The 20740-nt window shown below is 73.3% G+C and carries 23 protein-coding genes; 16 read left to right on the forward strand and 7 right to left on the reverse strand.

What is annotated here, in order from left to right; all coding sequences use genetic code 11:
- The first annotated feature begins 94 nt into the window (after positions 1-94).
- The 3 genes from BIU94_RS12885 (at position 95) to ald (ending at position 3281) form a co-directional block, all read left to right on the forward strand.
- Entirely contained in the window at positions 95-1036 is a 942-nt protein-coding gene (locus BIU94_RS12885) for a sugar-binding transcriptional regulator (RefSeq protein WP_139195969.1), read from the forward strand.
- Positions 1037-1096: 60 nt separating this feature from the next.
- Positions 1097-2056, forward strand: a complete 960-nt coding sequence (locus tag BIU94_RS12890; RefSeq protein ID WP_071260899.1) for a helix-turn-helix transcriptional regulator — start codon at positions 1097-1099, stop codon at positions 2054-2056.
- A 124-nt stretch (positions 2057-2180) separates the two neighbouring features.
- Positions 2181-3281 (forward strand): alanine dehydrogenase, encoded by a 1101-nt coding sequence (ald, locus tag BIU94_RS12895; RefSeq protein WP_071260902.1) that lies wholly within the window; start codon positions 2181-2183, stop codon positions 3279-3281.
- A 206-nt stretch (positions 3282-3487) separates the two neighbouring features.
- Here the strand turns inward: ald and BIU94_RS12900 are convergent, their stop codons facing one another.
- Positions 3488-4318 carry a tryptophan-rich sensory protein gene (locus tag BIU94_RS12900; RefSeq protein WP_071260921.1) on the reverse strand — a complete coding sequence of 277 codons (831 nt, stop codon included), beginning with the start codon at positions 4316-4318 and terminating at the stop codon, positions 3488-3490.
- Between the two features lie 167 nt (positions 4319-4485).
- Between BIU94_RS12900 and BIU94_RS12905 the strand changes: the two genes are divergently transcribed.
- The 8 genes from BIU94_RS12905 to BIU94_RS12940 all read left to right on the forward strand — a co-directional run bounded on the left by BIU94_RS12905 (position 4486) and on the right by BIU94_RS12940 (position 12561).
- A complete protein-coding gene (locus BIU94_RS12905) occupies positions 4486-5469 on the forward strand; it encodes a magnesium and cobalt transport protein CorA (protein ID WP_071260924.1) in 984 nt (327 codons plus the stop codon).
- A 74-nt stretch (positions 5470-5543) separates the two neighbouring features.
- Positions 5544-7655: an alpha-galactosidase gene (locus BIU94_RS12910; RefSeq protein ID WP_071260926.1), complete on the forward strand. Its 2112-nt coding sequence runs from the start codon at positions 5544-5546 to the stop codon at positions 7653-7655.
- A 139-nt stretch (positions 7656-7794) separates the two neighbouring features.
- Complete coding sequence (locus BIU94_RS12915) at positions 7795-9078, forward strand: chloride channel protein (protein WP_071260930.1); 1284 nt, start codon at positions 7795-7797, stop codon at positions 9076-9078.
- 95 nt (positions 9079-9173) lie between these two features.
- The gene (locus BIU94_RS12920) at positions 9174-9386 is read left to right on the forward strand and encodes an Rv0909 family putative TA system antitoxin (protein ID WP_071260932.1); all 213 of its coding nucleotides are present in this window, start codon (positions 9174-9176) and stop codon (positions 9384-9386) included.
- A 136-nt stretch (positions 9387-9522) separates the two neighbouring features.
- Positions 9523-10815, forward strand: coding sequence for an aminotransferase class V-fold PLP-dependent enzyme (locus tag BIU94_RS12925; RefSeq protein WP_071260934.1), 1293 nt, complete (start codon positions 9523-9525; stop codon positions 10813-10815).
- Positions 10812-11261: a Fe-S cluster assembly sulfur transfer protein SufU gene (gene sufU, locus BIU94_RS12930; protein WP_071260936.1), complete on the forward strand. Its 450-nt coding sequence runs from the start codon at positions 10812-10814 to the stop codon at positions 11259-11261. The genes BIU94_RS12925 and sufU overlap by 4 nt, the downstream gene beginning before the upstream one ends.
- Positions 11262-11396: 135 nt before the next feature.
- Positions 11397-11864, forward strand: coding sequence for an N-acetyltransferase (locus BIU94_RS12935; RefSeq protein WP_083404814.1), 468 nt, complete (start codon positions 11397-11399; stop codon positions 11862-11864).
- A 193-nt stretch (positions 11865-12057) separates the two neighbouring features.
- Positions 12058-12561 carry a GNAT family N-acetyltransferase gene (locus BIU94_RS12940; RefSeq protein ID WP_071260938.1) on the forward strand — a complete coding sequence of 168 codons (504 nt, stop codon included), beginning with the start codon at positions 12058-12060 and terminating at the stop codon, positions 12559-12561.
- On the opposite strand, the gene BIU94_RS12945 is transcribed toward BIU94_RS12940, so the two are convergent.
- Both BIU94_RS12945 and BIU94_RS12950 read right to left on the reverse strand, forming a co-directional pair.
- Positions 12554-13366, reverse strand: a complete 813-nt coding sequence (locus tag BIU94_RS12945; RefSeq protein ID WP_071260939.1) for a hypothetical protein — start codon at positions 13364-13366, stop codon at positions 12554-12556. The two genes, BIU94_RS12940 and BIU94_RS12945, sit on opposite strands and share 8 nt — an antisense overlap.
- An 18-nt stretch (positions 13367-13384) precedes the next feature.
- The gene (locus BIU94_RS12950; RefSeq protein WP_071260941.1) at positions 13385-14437 is read right to left on the reverse strand and encodes a zinc-binding alcohol dehydrogenase family protein; all 1053 of its coding nucleotides are present in this window, start codon (positions 14435-14437) and stop codon (positions 13385-13387) included.
- A gap of 92 nt (positions 14438-14529) precedes the next feature.
- Between BIU94_RS12950 and BIU94_RS12955 the strand changes: the two genes are divergently transcribed.
- A complete protein-coding gene (locus BIU94_RS12955; RefSeq protein ID WP_071260943.1) occupies positions 14530-15105 on the forward strand; it encodes a TetR family transcriptional regulator in 576 nt (191 codons plus the stop codon).
- On the opposite strand, the gene BIU94_RS12960 is transcribed toward BIU94_RS12955, so the two are convergent.
- Positions 15059-15514, reverse strand: a complete 456-nt coding sequence (locus tag BIU94_RS12960; RefSeq protein ID WP_071260944.1) for a GNAT family N-acetyltransferase — start codon at positions 15512-15514, stop codon at positions 15059-15061. The two genes, BIU94_RS12955 and BIU94_RS12960, sit on opposite strands and share 47 nt — an antisense overlap.
- 53 nt (positions 15515-15567) lie before the next feature.
- Between BIU94_RS12960 and BIU94_RS12965 the strand changes: the two genes are divergently transcribed.
- A complete protein-coding gene (locus BIU94_RS12965; protein WP_071260945.1) occupies positions 15568-16137 on the forward strand; it encodes a uridine kinase in 570 nt (189 codons plus the stop codon).
- Here the strand turns inward: BIU94_RS12965 and BIU94_RS12970 are convergent.
- A complete protein-coding gene (locus tag BIU94_RS12970; protein ID WP_071260947.1) occupies positions 16125-16607 on the reverse strand; it encodes a MarR family winged helix-turn-helix transcriptional regulator in 483 nt (160 codons plus the stop codon). The genes BIU94_RS12965 and BIU94_RS12970 overlap by 13 nt on opposite strands.
- Positions 16608-16668: 61 nt before the next feature.
- Between BIU94_RS12970 and BIU94_RS12975 the strand changes: the two genes are divergently transcribed.
- From BIU94_RS12975 to BIU94_RS12985, 3 genes are all read left to right on the forward strand, one after another.
- Entirely contained in the window at positions 16669-17037 is a 369-nt protein-coding gene (locus tag BIU94_RS12975; RefSeq protein ID WP_071260949.1) for a VOC family protein, read from the forward strand.
- Positions 17038-17412: 375 nt separating this feature from the next.
- A complete protein-coding gene (locus BIU94_RS12980) occupies positions 17413-18816 on the forward strand; it encodes an LLM class flavin-dependent oxidoreductase (protein ID WP_071260950.1) in 1404 nt (467 codons plus the stop codon).
- Positions 18817-18820: 4 nt separating this feature from the next.
- On the forward strand, positions 18821-19324 hold the full coding sequence (locus tag BIU94_RS12985; protein WP_071260953.1) for a GNAT family N-acetyltransferase: 504 nt from the start codon (positions 18821-18823) through the stop codon (positions 19322-19324).
- On the opposite strand, the gene BIU94_RS12990 is transcribed toward BIU94_RS12985, so the two are convergent.
- Together BIU94_RS12990 and BIU94_RS12995 are read right to left on the reverse strand one after the other, a co-directional pair.
- Positions 19297-20052, reverse strand: a complete 756-nt coding sequence (locus BIU94_RS12990; RefSeq protein WP_071261992.1) for an SGNH/GDSL hydrolase family protein — start codon at positions 20050-20052, stop codon at positions 19297-19299. The genes BIU94_RS12985 and BIU94_RS12990 overlap by 28 nt on opposite strands.
- A gap of 208 nt (positions 20053-20260) precedes the next feature.
- The gene (locus BIU94_RS12995) at positions 20261-20719 is read right to left on the reverse strand and encodes an SRPBCC family protein (RefSeq protein WP_071260954.1); all 459 of its coding nucleotides are present in this window, start codon (positions 20717-20719) and stop codon (positions 20261-20263) included.
- Positions 20720-20740 lie beyond the last annotated feature (21 nt).

Consider the following 20740-nt stretch of genomic DNA (forward strand, 5'->3'; position numbering starts at 1 on the left):
GCCGGGAGGCGCGACCAGGGTTGCAGAGGCCGTGCACGTCCGTGCATGGTTGCGTTCGACAGATCGGAGCACCATGAGCGATGCGGCTCAGCCCATGCGCACGCAGCAGGCGCTGCGCGCCGCGCACCTCTACTACCTGCAGGACCTGACGATGGACGCGATCGCGGACGAGCTCGGGACCTCGCGGTCGTCGGTGTCGCGCCTGCTGAAGTACGCCAGGGACACCGGGCTCGTGGACATCCAGATCCGCTCGCCCCTCGACCAGGCCGCCGCGCTCAGCCGTTCGATCCGGTCGCGGTTCGGGGTGCACGCGCACGTCGTCCCGGTGCCGGACCACACGAGCGACGTCGACCGGCTCGAGCGGGTCGCGCTGTCGGCCGCGCGCATCCTGACGCAGTACGTCGAGTCGAACATGGTCATCGGGATCTCGTGGGGCTCGACCGTGAGCGCGGTCAGCCGCTACCTCGTGCCGAAGACGACCCACGGCTCGACGATCGTCCAGATCAACGGCGCCGCGAACACCCGGACCACCGGCATCGTCTACGCGTCCGAGATCCTCCGCCGCTTCGGCGAGGCGTACGGCGCGTTCGTGCAGCAGTTCCCGGTGCCGGCGTTCTTCGACGACCCCGACACGAAGGAGGCGCTGTTCCGGGAACGCTCGATCCGTCGCGTGCTCGACCTGCACGAGCGGATGGACCTCGTCGTGTTCGGCGTCGGCGCCCCGCAGGCCCCGGTGCCGTCGCACGTGTACTCCGGCGGCTACCTCGACCCGGCCGACCGCGACGAGCTGTCGACGGCCGAGGTGGTCGGCGACGTCTCGACGGTCTTCTACCGCGCCGACGGCTCGTGGCGGGACATCGGGGTGAACGCCCGCGCGGGCGGCCCGGACCTCGACACGATCAAGCGGGCGCCGCGCCGGGTCTGCGTCGTCGCCGGGCGCGGGAAGGCCGCCTCGCTGCGCGGTGCCCTGGCAGCGGGGCTCGTGACGGACCTCATCCTGGACGAGAGCGTCGGACAGGCGATCCTGCAGCCGTGACGCACGGTGTCGAGCGGCCGCGGACGTCGAATGTCGGTGGCTGCTCGTACGTTCTGGTGCATGGTGCTTTCCATCGATCGACACCCCGGCCGGTACTTCCGGCGGCTCGTCGGCAGTGACTTCGACGAGGCCCTCGCCTTCTTCGGGAGCGACTACGACTTCCGCGCTCCGATCGTCCGGCGCACCCGTCCGCAGTCCCACTGGGACTTCGCCGACGTGGGAGACGGCCGCCTGTCCCTGCGCTCGTCGCGCTTCATGGCGGACCTGCGCACCGAGAGCCGCGTCGACGACGAGTTCGTCGTCGCCTGGCTGCGCAGCGGTGCCGGACGGCTCACCTCGGGCAGCGACACGCACGTCTTCGAGCCGGGGGTGCCGGTCGTCGTGCCCTTCGCCGAGGTCTACTCCCTGCACCACCGCGACATCGGCCTGAACCTCGTGCACCTCGACCGCGACTTCGTCCGGTCCGTCGCGGGCGACGACGACTTCGCGTTCGACACCCTGCAGCGCCCGACGGCGCAGGGGGCCGCCACCTGGCAGGCCGTCGTGCGGGCACACTCGTCGACCTGGCTCGACGTCGACCACCGCCTCGACGCGTCGGGCGAGCGCACCATCGCCGAGGCGTTCGTCACGGCGGCGCTGCAGGCGTTCCCGCAGCGCAGCCGGTGGCGCTCCTCCGTGGCCGGCACCGGTCCGGAGCACGGTCGGCTGCGTCGCGCCCTCGAGTACGTGCACGCCCACGCACGCGAGCCGATCGGCACGCCCGAGATCGCGGTCGCGGCGGGGCTCAGCCCGCGCGGCCTGCAGCAGTCGCTCCGGCGGCACCTGGACCAGACACCGGGCGAGCTGCTGCGCGGCGTGCGGCTCGACGGCGCCCGCGCCGACCTGCTCGACGGCGACCGCGAGGAGACCTCGGTGGCCGACATCGCGCGCTCGTGGGGCTTCGGGCACCTCGGGCGGTTCTCGTCGACCTACCGCGCACGATTCGGCGAGCTGCCGAGCGAGTCGCTCCGCGCGCGCTGACGATCCGGCCGAATCCGATCGCACGAATGGCGCCGAAGTCATCCGGATGTTCGGCTGTAACGTCGCTGCAACGAATCCGGCGCTGAATGGTGGGACGACCGCACCACCCACGAAGGAGTCAGCGATGCGCATCGGCGTCCCCACCGAGATCAAGAACAACGAGTACCGCGTCGCGGCGACCCCGGCGGGCGTCGCCGAGCTGGCGTTGCACGGGCACGAGGTCCTCGTGCAGTCGGGAGCGGGCACCGGCTCGGCGTTCACCGACGACGAGTACCGCGTGGCGGGAGCGTCGATCGTCGACACCGCCGCCGAGGTCTGGGCGCAGGCCGAGATGATCCTCAAGGTGAAGGAGCCGGTTGCTGCCGAGTACCCGCTCATCCGCCCGGGGCAGGTCCTGTTCACCTACCTGCACCTGGCCGCCGACCGTCCCCTCACCGACGCGCTCGTCGCGTCCGGCGCCACGGCGATCGCCTACGAGACCGTGCAGCTGCCCGACCGCTCGCTGCCGCTCCTCTCGCCGATGTCCGAGGTCGCCGGGCGGCTCTCGGCCCAGGTCGGCGCGTTCCACCTCATGCGCACGAACGGCGGCCGCGGGCTGCTGCTCGGTGGTGTCCCCGGCACGCCGAAGGGCCGCGTCGTCGTCATCGGCGGCGGCGTCGCGGGGGAGCACGCCGCGACCATGGCACTCGGCATGGGCGCGGACGTCACCGTGTTCGACATCAGCCTGCCGCGGCTCCGCGCCCTCGACGCCCGGTTCGACGGCCGCGTCACCACGCTCCGGTCATCGGCCCACGCGATCGCCGAGGCGCTGCGCGACGCCGACCTGGTGATCGGCTCCGTCCTCATCCCCGGGGCGTCGGCGCCGAAGCTCGTCACCGACGCGATGGTCGCGGACATGCGCCCGGGATCGGTCCTCGTCGACATCGCCATCGACCAGGGCGGCTGCTTCGAGGGCTCGCACCCGACCACCCACGACGACCCGACCTTCGCCGTGCACGACGCCGTGTACTACTGCGTGGCGAACATGCCCGGCGCCGTCCCGCGCACGAGCACGATCTCGCTGACGAACGCCACGTTGCCCTACGCCGTGGCGATCGCCGACCGGGGTTGGGAGCAGGCCACCGCGGCCGACCCGGCACTGGCCCTCGGCGTGAACGTGCACGCCGGCGAGGTCACGAACGCCGCGGTCGCCGCCGCCCACGGGCTGGTCGCAGCCGCGCGCTGACGTCGGGCCGGATCGCGAAAGCGACACATCCCCGCTGAACATCCGCGGTGAAGTGTCGCTCTCGCGGGGTGGACGAAGGCGGCGCGGCGAGACCTGTCGCTTGCGCGCCACAGACCCCAGCCCCGCCCATCAGCGCCACAGACCCCAGCCCCGCCCGTCAGTGTCACAGCCCCGGCCCCGCAAGCCCGCGACACCCCCCGGCCCCGTCAGCCCGCGACGGACTCCGCCCGGCCGAACCTCGAGGTCGTCGCCAGCCCCTCGCGCGCTCCGGACCACCCGGCGCGCGCCCGGACCGCCACGGTCACGACGACCACGGCCACCGCGGCGACCACGGCCGTCACGGCCGTCGGCACGGAGACGAGCGGCCCGTCGAACCGGGCGACCGCGACCCACGCCAGGCCCCACGCGAGCGAGGCCGCGGGGGCCAGCCGCCCCCGACCCCAGAGGGCGAGCAGGACCCCGACCAGACCGGCCACCGCGGCGATCGCGACGCCCCACACGTCCTGCCCGAGACCGAACCCGCGGAAGCCCGCGGCCGTCAGCACCGCGGCCGTGTTCGCCGCCGTCGCGACGCAGACCCACCCGAGGTAGAGCCCGAACGTGCCGTCGGTCAGCACCGCCTCGACGACGCCCGTCGAGCGGGTCCGGCGCAGGATCGAGAACGTCCACACCAGCACCGCGAGCAGCGCGACGATGATCGGTTCGCTCGCCCACAGCCAGCCGAACTGCACGGACAGGATCCAGGCGGCGTTGAGCAGCAGCGACAGGATCGCCGGCACCACCAGTCGCCCGTGCCGGTCGTCGTTCGCGGTGCGGAAGAGCTGCAGCACGGCGTAGCCGATGAGCCCCGCGTAGACGAGGCTCCAGATCGAGAACGCGGGGCCGTCGGGGGCGATCGCCGTCGAGGACGCAGACAGTGCGCCGCCGGCGGCGTCCTGGATGGGGGTGCCCCCGGCAGCGCCAGAGCCGACGTACGCGCCGATGACGGCGACGACCGCGCTCACGGCGACCGCGACGCGCTTCCAGATCCTCTTCATGACAGTCCCTTTCGTCAGCATGCTGATCATCTGCACCGTAGGCGGCTGAGGAGGGCGGCCGTGCAGCGCACGCACAGGCACGACGCACGCCGACTGGCGGGGGCGGCACGGGCCTCCCGGCCGGCCCCCGGCCACCGGCGTGCCGCGACCCTGCGTACGGTGGTCCCGTGAGCCTCGAGCTGAACACCGTCTACATCGACCGCATCGCCCCGATCGCGAGTCCCTCGCTCGACGACACCTTCCGGATGATGGCCGAGCAGGGCGCGAGCTCCTGCATCGTCCTGCACCAGCCCGACGCCCAGGAGCTCGGCGACGTCGCGGTCGCACTCGACCTGCACGAGCTCGCGGTCGAGGACTCCGCCGAGGGGCACCAGCGACCGAAGCTCGAGCGCTACGGCTCGACGCTGTTCGCCGTGCTGAAGCCGGCGCTCTACAACGACCAGCAGGAGGAAGTGGCGTTCGGCGAGGTGCACGCGTTCGTCGGCGAGGACTTCTTCCTCGCGGTCGTGCAGGCCGACCCGCGGGGCCGGCAGACCGTGCCGCGGGCCCTGCAGCGGATGAGCGGCAAGCCCGGGCTGGTGACGGTGGGGCCGCAGGCGCAGCTCTGGGCGTTGATGGACTCCATCGTCGACGGCTACCTGCCGGTGATCGACGGGCTCGAGGAGGACATCAACCAGATCGAGGACCAGCTGTTCAGCGGCGAGGCCGGGGTGTCCCGTCGCGTGTACGAGCTGTTCGGTGAGGTCGTCGACTTCCAGCGGGCAGCGCGCCCGCTCATCCACATCATCGAGAGCCTGCACCGGGGCGCCGAGAAGTACCACCTGCCGATCGAGATGCAGCGGCGCTTCCGTGACGTGCTCGACCACGCCATCCGGATCGTGGAGCGCCTCGACACGTTCCGGCAGCTGCTGCAGAACGCGCTGACGGTCGACTCGACGCTGGCCGCGCAGAAGCAGAACGACGACACGAAGCGGATCTCCGGCTGGGCGGCGATCCTGTTCGCCCCGACGCTCATCGCCGCGATCTACGGCATGAACTTCACGCACATGCCCGAGCTCGGATGGACGTGGGGGTACCCGCTGGCGATCGTCGCGATGGTGCTCTTCGCCGCGGCGCTCTGGGTGGTGTTCAAGGTCAAGCGCTGGTTCTGAGCCGCGCGTCGGGTTGCGACGCGCGGCTCCGACCCGGAAGGCTCGGACGTGCAACGACGCCGACTGGAGCCCGCATGCCGCACGACATCGTCCACCTGACCGCCGGGGGCGTCTCCCTCGTGCTCGACTGCCGCGACCGGGCGCTCCCCGCCGTCGTGCACTGGGGAGCGGCGCTCGGCCCCCTCGACGCGGCGGCGCTCACCGCCCTGGCGGACGCCGACGTCGCGCCGGTCTCCCCGAACGAGATGGACGAACCCGTGCGGGTCGCCGTGCTCCCGGAGCCGCACCGCGGGTGGAGCGGTCGCCCCGGGCTCGCCGGCCACCGCGACGGCCACGACTGGGCGCCGGCGTTCACGATGCGCTCGCTCGACGTCACCGACACGTCGGTGACCGCGGACGCCGTCGACGACACCGCCGGACTCGCGGTGCGCCTGACGGTCGAGGTCCTCGGCTCCGGCCTGGTGCGCGCCCGCGCCGCCGTCACGAACACCGCCGACGGTGTCTACACGGTCGACGACCTGACCGTCGCGCTGCCGATCCCGTCCCGCGCGCGCGAGGTCCTGGACTTCGCCGGGCGCTGGGGCAAGGAACGCACCCCGCAGCGCCGCGCGCTCGTCGTCGGCACGCACCAGCGCGAGGGCCGGAAGGGCCGCACCGGCGCCGATGCCGCCACCGTGCTCAGCGTCGGCGAGCCCGGCTTCGGCTTCGCGCGCGGCGAGGTCTGGGGCGTGCACACGGGCTGGAGCGGCAACCACCGGCACCACGCGGAACGCCTGGCGACCGGCCGCCAGGTCATCGGCGGCGGTGAGCTCCTGCTGCCGGGCGAGGTCCGGCTCGACACCGGTGCGACGTACGAGGGGCCGTGGGTGTACTTCGCCCACGGCGACGGCCTCGACGAGCAGGCGCGGCGGTTCCACCGGTGGCTCCGGAGCCGTCCCGGTCACCCGCACACCCCGCGGCCGGTGACCATCAACGTCTGGGAGGCCGTGTACTTCGACCACGACCTCACCCGCCTGACCGACCTCGCCGAGCGGGCCGCCGCCCTCGGCGTCGAGCGGTACGTGCTCGACGACGGCTGGTTCCGCGGCCGACGCGACGACCGCGCCGGCCTCGGCGACTGGTTCGTCGACGAGGACGTCTGGCCCGACGGCCTCGGCCCGATCATCGACCGGGTCCGTACGCTCGGCATGGAGTTCGGGCTCTGGTTCGAGCCCGAGATGGTGAACGAGGACAGCGACCTCGCGCGGGCGCACCCGGAGTGGATCATGCAGGCGGACGGCCGGATGCCGGTGCGGTCCCGGAACCAGCAGGTCCTCGACCTCGCGATCCCGGCGGCCTTCGACCACGTGCTCGAGCGGATGACGGCGGTCATCGGCGAGTACGCGGTCGACTACGTCAAGTGGGACCACAACCGCGACCTCGTCGACGCCGGCTTCCCCGGTGGCGGGGCCGCCGTGCACGAGCAGACCCTGGCGACCTACCGGCTCTTGGCGACGCTCAAGGAACGCTTCCCCGCGCTCGAGATCGAGTCGTGCTCGTCCGGCGGCGCCCGCGTCGACCTCGGGGTCCTCGAGCACACCGACCGGGTGTGGGTGTCGGACGACATCGACCCGCTCGAACGGCAGCACATGCACCGGTGGACGCAGCAGCTCCTGCCGCCGGAACTGCTCGGCGCGCACGTCGCGAGCGGGACGAACCACACGACCGGTCGCTCCCACGACCTCGCCTTCCGCGCCGGGACGGCCCTCGTCGGGCACCTCGGCATCGAGTGGGACCTCGCCCGGGCCACCCCGGCGGAGTCGACCGCGCTCGCCGAGTGGATCGCCCTGTACCGGGAGCTCCGCGGTCTGCTGCACGGTGGTGACCTGGTGCGCTCGGACGAGACCGACGACTCCCGGCTCGTCTACGGCACGGTCGCCGCCGACCGTCGGAGCGCGGTGTTCTTCCTGGCGAGCATCGGCCGGTCTGACGTCTCCGGAACCGGCCGGGTCACCTTCCGCGACCTCGACCCGGGCACCTCCTACCGCGTCGACCCGATCGTCATCGGGGACGGGCACGGCCTGGTCCGGCCCGACTGGTGGTCCGGCCCGCGGGTGTTCGACGGACGCGTGCTCGGGAGCGTCGGCCTGCAGCCGCCGCTCATGCCGGCCGACTGCGTGGTGCCGTTCCGGGTCACGGCCGTCTGAAGGCGGGCGGACGGCGCCCGGACGGGAGGCCCGGGTCGGCCCCGCCGGTCGGCACGCCTCCACGAGGTGGCCGCGTCGGCCGCGTGGTCGGCTCGGCCGCGTGCTCGGGTCGGCGGCGGGGATCGCTAGGCTCGTCGTCATGCCGCACTCCGGTCTCGCGACCCCTGTCTGGGCGATCAAGCTCGCGGTCATCACCGCCCTGGTCGGTGTCTCGGGCGGCATCGCCGGGATCGCGGTCTGGCTCGCCCTGCAGCTCATCCAGTTCGTGGCGTTCGGCTCCGGCTTCGGCGGGCACCTCGAGGCCGCCGACGCCCCCTCCGGCCTGAACCGGTTCCTGGCGCTCACCGCCGCGGGCGTGCTGACCGGCGTCGCCTGGTGGGCGCTCCGCCGCTGGGGCCGCACGATCGTGCCGGTCACCGCAGCCGTCGACGGCGGGCGGATGCCGGCCCTGGCGACCCTGGCGAACGCGGGCGTCCAGATCCTGGCCGTCGGGCTCGGCGCGTCGATCGGCAAGGAGGTCGCGCCGCGCGAGGTCGGGGCGTGGCTCGCGCAGGTCGTCACCCGCCGCGCGGGACTGACCCCGCGGGAGACGAGGATCCTCGTCGCCTGCGGCGCGGCCGCCGGTCTCGCCGCCGTCTACGACGTCCCCCTCGGCGGCGCGCTCTTCGCGGTCGAGGTGCTGCTCGGCGAGATCAGCCTGGCGACCGCCCTGCCCGCCTTCGCGACGAGTGCGATCGCGGCGATCACCGCCCGTCTGGTGATCCCGGACGAGGTGCTCTACGACGTGCCCGCGATGCACCTGTCGCCGTCGCTGCTCGTGTGGGCCGTCGTGGTGGGACCGGTGCTCGGGTTCGCGGGCGTCGGCTTCGTGAAGCTCACCAACCGGCTGCAGGGCATCGCGCCGAAGGGCTGGCGCCTGCTCGTCGTGCTCCCCGTGGTGTTCGCGATGATCGGGCTCGTCGCGGTCCCGTTCCCCGAGATCCTCGGCAACGGTCGAGCGCTCGGACTCGTCGCCATGAACACGTCCCTCGACGACCAGCTGCTCGCCGGGATCTCGCCGATCCTGCTGCTCCTGCTGCTCGGGGTCCTGCGGACGGTGACGACCGCGGCCACCATCGGCGCGGGAGCGGTCGGCGGCACCCTGACGCCCTCGATCGCCGTCGGGTCCGCGATCGGCGGCGGACTGGGCGGGGCGTGGCTGCTGCTCTGGCCGGCCGACGGCCCGGGGCTCGCCGCGTTCGCGTTCGTCGGCGCCGCGGCGTTCCTCGCCACCACGATGCGGGCGCCCTTCACCGCCCTCGTGCTGGTCGTCGAGTTCACCCAGCAGGGCGTTGACGTCCTGGTGCCGGCACTGCTCGCGGTGTCCGGCGCGGTCGCCGTCGCACACGTGCTGGCCCGCCGGCGCAGCGCCCAGATGGTGTGAAGACGCCGAACGTGCCGGAACACGGTGCCGTACCCCGGCCTAGCATCGGCGGCACGACGGAGCGACGGGCTCCGCACCGAAGCGAGGAGCAACCGATGGCGGGGTTCGACGACATCACCAAGAAGGCCCAGGAGTTCCTGAAGGACGGCAAGGTCCAGGACGCCCTGAAGAGCGAGAAGGCCGAGGACGTCAGCGACAAGATCCTCGGCGGGGTCGCCGACGCCGTCAAGAAGGCCACGGGCGGCAAGTACGACGACAAGATCGACGGCGCCCGTGACGCCGCCGACGAGAAGATCGGCAACGAGTAACCGACGCCCGACCCGACGGCCCCGGACCACGACGGTCCGGGGCCGTCGTGCTGCCGACTGGACGTGGTCGGGAACAACGGCCACCATGGACGGGTTGCTCCGGACAGCAGCACCAGGAGGACGAGACGTGACAGTCGTGGCGCCGAACCAGCCGCTCACCGAGGCCGAGGTCGAGACGATCAAGCAGGACTTCCCGATCCTCGCGCAGGACGTGAACGGGCACCCCTTGGCGTACCTGGACTCCGGTGCGACGGCCGAGCGCCCGCACCAGGTCCTCGACGCGGAGCGCCGGTTCCTCGAACACGACAACGCCGCCGTCCACCGCGGCGCGCACACGCTCGCGGCGCTCAGCACCGACGCCTACGAGGAAGCCCGCGCCACCGTCGCCGGGTTCATCGGCGCCGCCGGTCCGAACGAGGTGGTCTGGACCGCGAACGCCACGGACGCCCTCAACCTCGTCGCCCACGGCCTGGCCGCCGCCAGCCTCGGGCGCGGCGGCGTCGACGCGGCACGCTTCCGTCTCGGCGTCGGCGACGAGGTCCTCGTGACCGAGGCCGAGCACCACGCCAACCTCGTGCCCTGGCAGGAGCTCGCCGCCCTGACCGGTGCGACGCTCCGCTGGATCCCGGTCGCCGACGACGGCACCTGGACCGCCGAGGACGCTGCCGCACTGATCACCGACCGCACGAGGGTCGTCGCGTTCGCCCACGTCTCGAACGTCACCGGGATGGTCGCCCCCGTCGAGCAGGTCGTCGGACTCGCGCACGCCCGCGGCGCCCTCGTCGTGCTCGACGCGTGCCAGTCCGCGCCGCACCGGCCCCTCGACGTGCAGCAGCTCGGCGTCGACTTCGCCGCGTTCTCCGGGCACAAGATGCTCGGCCCGAACGGCATCGGCGTGCTCTGGGGGCGCAGCGAACTGCTCAACGCGCTGCCGCCGTTCCGCACCGGCGGCTCGATGATCACCACCGTGACGATGGAGCACACGGAGTTCATGCCGGCTCCCGAGCGCTTCGAGGCCGGCACGCAGCCGGTGTCCCAGGCCGTCGCGCTCGCCGAGGCCGTCCGCTACCTGCAGGGCATCGGCATGGAGCGGGTACGCGCCCACGAGGAGCACCTCGCCCGCCGGATGCTCGACGGCCTCGCCGGAGTCCCCGGCGTCCACGTCGTCGGGCCGCCCGCAGGCGTCCCCCGCTCCGGGCTCGTGTCGTTCGACGTCGACGGGGTGCACGCCCACGACGTGTCGCAGTACCTCGACGCCCAGGGCATCGCCGTCCGCTCCGGGCACCACTGCGCGCAGCCCCTGCACCGTCGCCTCGGCCTGACGGCGACGAGCCGCGCGAGCACCTACGTGTACACGACCGAGCACGACGTCGACCGGTTCCTCGCCGCCGTCGGCGAGGTCCGCGACTACTTCGGAGCGACCGCGTGAGCACCCTCGACTCCCTGTACCAGCAGGTCATCCTCGACCACGCGAAGGCCCGGCACGGCGACGGCGAACTCGCCGACGCGGACGCCTCGCACTTCGAGCGGAACCCGACGTGCGGCGACGAGATCACGGTCAGCCTGCGGCTCGAACCCGGCACGGACCGCATCGCCGGGCTCGCCTGGCAGGGCGACGGCTGCTCGATCTCGATGGCCTCGGCATCGGTCCTGACGGACATGGCCGTGGGCCGGACCGTGCCCGAGTTCCTCGCACTGACCGAGGAGTTCCGCACGATGATGCGCTCCCGCGGCGTCGGAGAGCCCGACGAGGACGTCCTCGAGGACCTCGTCGCCTTCCACGGCGTCTCGAAGTTCGTCATGCGCGTCAAGTGCGGCATGCTCGCGTGGGTCGCTGCGGAGGCGGCCGCGCGCGAGGCGACCGCGTCCCGCTGACCCGGACGTGGCTCGCGGTCGTGACCACGTGTCGGACGAGAGGTCACGTGCGGGCACGACCCGTGCCTCCCGTCCGCAGCCGGGGGCCGACCGGTCCGCGGAACGTCCGGGTCGAGTGCCGGACCGGGGACCGCGGTGATCATCGAGACGGAGCACCCCGGCGCGGCCCGGGCCCGGTCGATCGTGCGGGCGTACCTGACCGAGGTCGCGTCGCGGTGGTACGGGCGGGAGGCGACGCCGGCCGAAGTGGAGCAGGCGCTGCTCGACGAGCCCTCCGACGACCTGCAGGGCGACACCGGGGTGTTCGTCGTCGCCGTCGACGGGGGAGCGGTGGTGGCCTGCGCCGGGGTGCGCTTCCTCGGCGACACCGGCGAGCTGACGAAGGTGTTCACCCTGCCGGAGCACCGCGGCCGCGGCGTCGGATCGGCGCTGCTGCGCCACGTCGAGGAGCTGTGCCGGGCGCGCGGGACCACGACGCTGCGCCTGGACACCCGGGCTGAGCTCGCCGAGGCCTGCGCGCTCTACGAACGACTCGGCTTCGAGCAGGTCGCGCCCTTCACCGAGGACCCGTACTCCGACCGCTGGTACGCCCGCGCGCTCTGACGCCGCCGCGCGCGTGCTGTCGTGCCGGGTGCCGGGTGCCGGGTGCCGGGTGCTGTTTCGCGCGTCGGGGGTCGTTCCGCGCATGGGGAGCTGTTCCGCGCGTAGGAGGGCTGGCGAACCGGCCTCCCACGCGCGGATCTGCTTCCCACGTCACGCGCCATGGGAAGGAACGTCGGGCTCGTACGCTTGCCCCGTGACCGATCGCGTGCGTGCCGCCGTCCCCGAGGACCTCGAGGGCCTCGCCGCGATCGAGGACGAGGCGGACAGCGCGCTCGTCGACCTGCTGCACCCCGAGCGCTGGGACCCGGCGCCCTCCGGCGTCGAGCGTGCCGCGCAGCCGGGGTTCGTCCTCGTCGCCGAGGTCGACGGACGAGTCGTCGGCTTCGCCCACGTGCTCACGACGGCCGGGTGGGCACACCTGGAACAGCTCTCGGTGCTCCCCGCGCACGGTCGGCGCGGGCACGGCCGGGCGCTCGTCGAGGCGGCGAAGGAGCGTGCCCGCGCGGAGGGGTACCGGACGATGACCCTGCGGACCTTCGCCGACGTCCCGTGGAACGCGCCGTTCTACGCGTCCGCCGGGTTCGTCGAACAGGAGCCGTCGACGGACGCCGACCGGGCGCTCGTGGACGTCGAGGCCCGCCTCGGTCTCGACCGGCTGGGACGCCGGGTGCAGATGGGGGTCGAGCTGCTCAGCTGATCGCGCCGATCTCACGGAGCGCGTCGCCGACCGTGACGTGCTCGTCGTGTTCCTGCGCTCGCAACCACCGGGCCTTCGCGCGTGCCACGGTGGCGTCGTCGAACCCGAGCAGCTCGTACAGGCCGTCGAGCTCACGGTGCACGAGGTACGCGAGCCGGAGCGGGTACTTCCGCTCCGGGCTCGCGTAGCCCTGTTCCGCGAGCTGCGAGAGGACGTCGGGATCGGTCTCCCGCGCCTCCATGAGCAGGACGACGCTGCGCGACCGGGTCAAGCCTGACAGGAACGCGGACCGGACCTGCGGGTCCGGGTCGGTCGCGAGCACGATCTCGACGGCGAGCGGGAGGTCCTCTTCTCCGGCGAGCCCCCAGCGTTGGCTGGTGTCCCCGCTGATCGCGGTGAGCACGTCGGGGTGCACGCCGAGGCCGCGCTCGCCGCGTGCCGGAGCCGGGGCCGCTGGCGCCGTGCGCCGAGCCGCACCGTCCGAACGCGCCGAGGGGAAGCCGACGCCCGCGTACACGGTGTGCGCGATCGGCAGGAACCGCAACGCCTCGTGCAGCGCGGTCGCCGCGTCCTGCACCGCCGGAGCGGTCACGTCCCCGTGAGCGGCGTCGAGTGCGGCCGCGTAGGCGGACATCGCCGCGTGCTGCTGCTCGACCGCCCCCGCGAACATCTCCTTGCCGCGGACGGTGTCGCCGACGAGCCGCGGGTCGAGGTGCACCGACATCGCGCTCGGGTCCGGCAGGTCGCCACGAGCCGTGGCGCCGCCCGACATCGTCACGGTGAAGGTGTCGTCGTCATCGGTCACCTCGTCGACGGTACCGGGTCAGGGGAGCGTGACGACGAGCTTCCGAGCGGAGACACCGGCGCGGAGCTCGGCGAGGGCGTCCGGGATCGCCGACAGCCCCGTCCCCACGACCGAGGCGGTCGGGGTCGCCTGGTAGCCGCCGCTCCGCAGGGCCTCGGGCAGGAAGTCGCGGTAGATCGCGGGGCCGACCTCGGACTCGGTCGGGCGGCCGCCCCAGATCGCGGTGACGTGCACCCCGTGCCGTCGGGCGAGCCGTGCACGGATCGTCGTCGCCGGCGTCGGGTACGCCGAGGCGAGTCGGCCGGAGCCGGTAGCGGCCCGGACGATCGGGAGCGTGCGGGTCAGCGATCCCTGGCCGAAGGCGAGGGTGCCGGCGAGCTGCCGGTCGGCGAGGGCCTCGACGATGCGGCGGGCGGCGCCGTCGTCGCGGTAGTCGAACACGGCCTCGGCGCCGAGCGACCGGACGAACGCGTGGTTCCGCGGCGAGGCGGTGCCGATCACCGCGTTCCCGGCGGCCCGGGCGAGCTGGACGGCGTTGGCGCCGACGCTCGTCGACGCTCCCCAGACCAGGACGACCTGGCCGCGGTCGACCGGATCGGCCGTCGGGAGCGGCAGGCCGAGCTGGTCCGGCTCGAACAGCCCCGCGGCTGCGGTGGACACCGCGAGCGGGAGGACCGCCGCCTGCTCGGTCGCGAGGTCCTGCGGCACCGGGGTCGTCAGTCGTTCGAGCAGCAGGACCTGGTGCTGGAACGCGCCTTCGGCGGCGCTGTTCCGGTGCTGCTCCTGCCCGGCCGCGTACCCGAGGACCCGGTCGCCCACCTGGAAGCGCTCGACGCCCGGCCCCACGGCGAGGACCGTGCCCGCGACGTCCGACCCGATCACCGTCCGGTACCGCAGCTTCGGGTACACCACGTGGCGGAGGAGCCCGCTGACGGCGTCGACCGGGTTGACGGCGACCGCCTCGGCGCGGACGACGAGTTCGCCGGGGCCGGGCTGGGGGACCGGTGCGGGTCCGACGGTGAACCGACCGCTCGACGAGGTCCAGAGTGCTGCGTTGCCCGATGGTGCCATGGTGTCCGGTTCCCTTGCTCGCTGCGAGTGATGACACGACGTGTCATCGCCCATTCAACCACGACACGACGTGTCATCACTACTGTGGACCCATGCGTTGGACTCCGGATGCCCGCGGGCGCCTCGAGCGGGCGGCGTTCGAGCTCTTCACCGAGCAGGGCTACCAGGCCACGACGGTGCCGCAGATCACCGCGCGGGCCGGGCTGACCACACGCACCTTCTTCCGGTACTTCGCCGACAAGCGCGAGGTGGTCTTCGCCGGCGACGAGATCCCGGTGCTCGCCCGCGACGCCATCGAGGCGGCCCCGGCCGGGCTCGACCCGCTCGACATCGTCGTGCACGGCCTGCGCCGGGTCGCCGACGAGCGGTTCGAGGGTCGGCACGACGAGGTCGGTGCGGTGCGGCGGGTGGTGCTGTCCGAGCCGTCCCTGCGGGAACGTGACGCCCGGAAGCGCGCCGACCTGACGGACGCGGTGCGCGAGGGGTTCGTCGACCGGGGCGTCGACCCGACCGAGGCGGCCGTGATCGCCGAGACGGCGGTGATGCTGTTCCACCTGGCGCTCGAGTCCTGGCTCACGGGCCCGGGCGGGCGCCGCATGGCCGACGTCGTCGACGAGCAGCTCAGCGTGCTCCGGACGCTGCTCGACCGGCACCGCGCAGGGTCATGAAGACGTCGACGCCGTCGTCGCTGTCGGGCGCGAACCCGTGCCGCTCGTACAGGCGTCGGGCAGGGCTGCCGGTCAGCACGTTGAGCCGGGTCGGCCCGGCGTGCGGTTCGTCGAGGACCGCCCGGAGCACCGACGACCCGACCCCGCGGCCCTGGACGTCCGGCGCGAGGTAGAAGTGCTCGAGCCACCGCGTGTCGCCCTCCACCCGCACGGTGACCGATCCCACGTCGTGCCCGTCGACCACGACGATCCGGGTCAGCCGCGGCTCGAAGGCGTCGCGCAGGCGCTGCCGGACGCGCGTCTCGTCGAACACCCCGAGCCGGGTCAGGTCGTCGCGGAGCACCACGGCCCGGAGCTCGACGAGCCACTCGAGGTCGTCCGGGGTGCTCGCGCGCAGTACGACGTCCACCCGACCAGCCTACGGAGACGGGGGCCGCGTCGCCGACCTCGTACGCTTGCCCGATGGACCACGACGGCGTCACCGACCTGCTGCGGTCCCGTGTCGCGTCGGCGCAGCACCCGCTCGTGGTCGGTGTCTCCGGGTACTGCGGATCCGGCAAGTCCACGCTCGCCCGCCGGCTCGAGCAGGTGCTCCCCGGGGCGGTCCGGATCCGGGGCGACGACTTCCTCGACCCGGAGCGGTCCCACCGACGATCGACCGACTGGGACGGTGTCGACCGGCAGCGACTGGTGTCCTCGGTGCTCGCACCGCACCGAGCCGGACGGGCGAGCACGTTCCGGCGTTTCGACTGGTCGGTGCGCGCGCTCGCTCCGGCGGAGCCGCTGCCGCGGGCCGAGGTGCTCGTCGTCGACCTCATCGGGCTGTTCCACCCCGAGGTCCTCCCGCACCTGGACGTGACGGTCTGGTGCGACGTCGACCTCGACACCGCGGTCCGCCGGGGTCTCGCCCGCGACCGGGCACTCGGCCGCCGGCACGAGGCCCTGTGGCGGGACGTGTGGGTCCCGAACGAGCGCGACTTCGCGGAGCGGTACGCGCCCCGGGACCGCGCAGCCGTGCGCTACGAGGGCTGATCCGGCTCGGCCGCGCTCGGTGCGCTGCCGCCGCGCAGCGACCCGACCATCGCCCGCAGCACCCGGCGGGCGTCGGCGCGCTGGTCCTCGGTGAGGCCCCGGAGCATCCGCTGCTCGACCTCGCGGACGGCTGCGCTCGCCTGCGCCAGGCTGCGCCGCCCGCTCGCCGTCAGCTGGGTGGGCAGCGCCTTGCCGACCGACGGCTCGGACGCCCGCGTGACGGAGCCGTCGCGTTCGAGGGCCTGCAGCAGCACGTTCATGGACTGCCGGGTGACGAAGGTGCCGCGCGCCAGCTCGGAGTTCGACAGCCCGGGCCGTTGCGCGAGCAGCTCGAGGCACGAGTAGTGCGTGATCGTCATGCCGAGCGGCCGCAGCACGGCCTCCATCGACGCGCGGAGGGCGCTCGCGGCCTCCTTGAGGAGGTACCCGATCGAGGTCTCGAGGTCGATGCCGTCGGCGTCTTGACTCATGTCAGTAGTCTGACATACTCTTCTGTGTGTCAGAAGACTGACATCAACAAAGGAGCACCCCATGCCCGTCACCGGCCCCGACTTCATCTCGCTGCAGACCCGCGACCTCGCCGCGTCGCAGGCGTTCTACGAGCAGTACCTCGGCCTCGTCCGCTCGCAGGCCGGCCCGCCGCACGCCGTCGTCTTCGAGACGACGCCGATCGCGTTCGCCCTGCGTGACCTCGTGCCCGGCACCGACCTCGACGCCGTCCCCCAGCCGGGCGTCGGCGCGGCGATCTGGTTGCACGCGACCGACGTGCAGGCGATCCACGACACCCTCGTCGCCGACGGTCACCGCATCGTCTCCGCGCCGATCGACGGTCCCTTCGGCCGGACCTTCACGTTCGCCGACCCCGACGGCTACCACGTCACGCTGCACGACCGCGCCTGAGCCGCGGGGCCGATCTCCCGTCCCATGATCGGAGTGCCTTCGCGCCGTGCGATCGCGCGGTTCCGGAACACTCCGCTCGTGCGCCGCGCACACCCGGGCCGGCGGCCACGCGCAGGCACCCGCGCGGCGGCCCGGCGGAGGCGCCCGCCGCGCTCGCCGCGCCCACAGCGCCCGCCCGGCCGGGTCGGCAGAGGTGGCACCCGACGGGTGCCGCCCGGACGGCGGGCGCGAGCGGGTACCGGACGGGAGGCCCGTGGCGGACCCGCACCGTGCCTCCCGTCCGTCCGTCGGTCGCCGTGCACCCGTGCACCCGCCATCGTCACGCTTCGTCACGATCCGTGACGGTCGCAGGTGGCGGACGTAGCGTCTCGACCCGTGAGCAGCAGCAGCGAACACCGGCAGATCCGCTTCAACGCGTTCGACATGAACTGCGTCGCGCACCAGTCCTCCGGACTGTGGCGGCACCCGCGCGACCGGTCGCGGGACTACCGCGACCTGAGCTACTGGACGGACCTGGCGAAGACGCTCGAGCGCGGCGCGTTCGACGGCATCTTCATCGCCGACGTGCTCGGGACGTACGACGTGTACGGCGGGTCGAACGAGGCCGCGCTCCGCACCGGGTCGCAGGTGCCGGTGAACGACCCGGTCCTGCTCGTGTCGGCGATGGCGTCGGTGACCGAGCACCTGGGCTTCGGGATCACGGCCGGCACCGCCTACGAGCACCCGTACCCGTTCGCCCGACGCATGTCGACGCTCGACCACCTGACGAAGGGCCGCGTCGGCTGGAACGTCGTCACCGGGTACCTGCCGAGCGCGGCGCGGAACATGGGGCAGGCCGACCAGCTGTCGCACGACGACCGCTACGACGTCGCCGACGAGTACCTCGAGGTCCTCTACAAGCTGTGGGAGGGTTCGTGGGAGGACGACGCCGTCGTCGCGGACCGCGAGTCCGGCGTCTTCACCGACCCCGCGAAGGTGCACCCGATCGAGCACCACGGCGCGCACTTCGACGTCCCCGGGATCCACCTGTCCGAGCCGTCGGTGCAGCGCACGCCCGTCATCTACCAGGCGGGCGCGTCGCCGCGCGGCATCCGCTTCGCCGCGGAGAACGCGGAGGCGGTCTTCGTGGGCGCACCGACCGTCGAGCAGCTCGCGTCGACCGTCACGAAGGTCCGTGACGCCCTGGAGGCAGCTGGTCGCGACCGGTACGCCGCCCGCGTCTACACGCTGCTCACCGTGATCACGGACGCCACCGACGAGCTCGCCCAGGCGAAGTACGAGGACTACCTGTCGTACGCCTCGGAGCTCGGCGCCCTGGTGCTCAACTCGGGGTGGATGGGCGTCGACCTGTCGCAGTGGGACCTCGACGAGCCCCTCGGGGACGTCGAGTCGAACGCGATCCAGTCGGCCGCGGCGAACATCGCGGCGGCCACCGGCGAGGACGGGTCCTCGTGGACGATCCGCGACCTCGCCCGGCACACCGCGATCGGCGGGCTCGGACCGGTGGCGGTCGGCGGGGGAGCGACCATCGCCGACCGGCTGCAGGAGATCCAGGAGCTGACCGACGTCGACGGGTTCAACCTCGCCTACGCGGTGACGCCCGGGACGTGGGAGGACGTCATCGAGTTCGTCATCCCGGAGCTCCGGGCCCGCGGGGCCTACCCGGAGGAGTACGAGCAGGGGTCGCTCCGGCAGAAGCTGCACGGCCGCGGGGACCGGCTGCCCGACGAGCACCGTGGGGCGTCGTTCAGGATCGGCAGCCGCACCGCCGTAGGCTGACCGGGTGATCGAGTCGTCCGTGGTCGTGCGTCCTGCGACCGGGGACGAGACCGACACCTGCATCGACCTCTGGGCGGCAGCAGTCGCCGAGCGTGACGGCGTCGCCGAGGACCCGGCCGTCCGGGAGCGCGCACGGCAGAAGTTCGCCGCGGAGCACGTCGCCTGGCTCGTGGTCCCCGGCGCTGACGGCGCGATCGACGGCTTCGTCCTGGTCACGGCGCCGGGGACCGGTCGGTCGACGGACCCGTCGGACGCCGCCTACCTGTCGTTGCTCGCGGTGCGCCCGGGCGTGCAGGCCCGCGGGGTCGGGCGCTCCCTGCTCGCCGAGGCCGTGCACGACGCCCGCGCCGCGGGGCACCCGCGCGTGGTGCTGCACGTGCTCGGTGACAACGACCGCGCGGTGCGGCTGTACGAGGCGGGCGGCTTCGCACCGACCGGCGACGAGTTCGCCCACGCCCTGACCGGCGGGACGACGCGGGTCTACGCGACCGGCGTCCACGTCGGGTAGGTCGCCGACCGGCCGTCGCCGGACGAGCGCCGGGTGACCCGCCGCCCGACCCACGGCAGGACGTACTCGCGGTAGTAGCGGGCCTCGGCCCGGAAGCCGGTGCGGCCGGCGTGCACGGACGCGGGGTCGGCCGCCGCGGGGCCGTCCAGGACGGCGTGCAGCGCCAGGTCGGCGACGCGCTGGTGCCCGGTCGCGTTCATGTGCAGGCGGTCCTCGGACCAGAACTCCGCGCGGCGCAGGTGGGGGTCGCGGGAGACGTCGACGAACGGCAGGCCGCGACGGCGGGCCAGCTCGCCGAGCGCTCCGGCCCAGGCGTCACCGCGACGGTTGATGAGCGTTCCGAGGGGCAGCCGCGCGCTCGGGTCGGCCGGGCTGAGCAGTGCCATCCGCGCGCCGCGCGCCTCGACCCGGTCGACGCCGGACTCGACCCGGCCGATCAGGGCGTCGACGTCGAAGCGGGGGCGGAGCAGGTCGTTCCCGCCGGCGCAGAACGTGATGAGCGTCGGCGCCGGGTCGAGGTCGAGCGCTGCGTCGAGCTGCCCGTCGAGGACCCCGGCGAGCAGCCGTCCGCGCACCGCGAGGTTGGCGTAGGAGACGTCGGCGTCCGACGCAGCCGCCATCGCGCTCGCGAGTCGGCCGGTCCAGCCGGGGAGCGGAGCGGGACCGGCGTCGCCGATGCCCTCCGAGAAGCTGTCGCCGATCGCGACGTAGCGGATGGTCTCGTGCATGTGCTCATCATCGTGCACATGGCTGTGCAGGTTCCAGGTGCTGTGCGGTACGTCCACGAGCAGCGCTCGGCGTCGCTCAGCCGAGTCGCTCGGAGCGGTCGTTCGGGCCGCGCGCTTCGTGAGCAGGAACGGTCGGGTCGCCACCCGGCACTCGACCCTTCCTGCTCACGAAGGGTACGGGCGGCTCCGGGCAGGTGTGGACGCCGGGTCAGCGCGCGGCGTCGAGCTCGGCCGCGAGCGACGCGTTGCGGTCGGCGATGAGCCGCGGCATGTACCGGGCCAGCGCGAGCACCTCGGCCAGACGACCCAGCGGGCCGAGCGGTGCGCGGAACGTGATCGTGTCGACCATGCGCGTGCCGCCGGCCGACGGCTCGAAGCGGTGCTCGTGGTGGAACCGGGCGAACGGTCCACGCACCTGTTCGTCGACGAACCGGTGCGGTGCCTCCAGGGCGGTGATCCGACTCGTCATCCGCCAGACGACCCCGAAGTGGCGCGCCCGCCAGGTGACGGTCTCGCCCAGGCCGATCGTGCCGGACGTGGTGCCGGCGACGGCGCGTTCGCCGCTCGCGGCCATCGAGCGCTCGTGCGCGCCGATGTCGAGCGAGAGCGCGAAGGCGCGCTCGGGGGAGCAGGCGAGCTCGGTCTCGAGCCGGAAGGAAACGGTCACCGGACCGTCCGGTCCGTCGGC

It is taken from the genome of Curtobacterium sp. MMLR14_006, assembly GCF_001864985.1.
In the GTDB taxonomy this organism is placed as follows: domain Bacteria; phylum Actinomycetota; class Actinomycetes; order Actinomycetales; family Microbacteriaceae; genus Curtobacterium.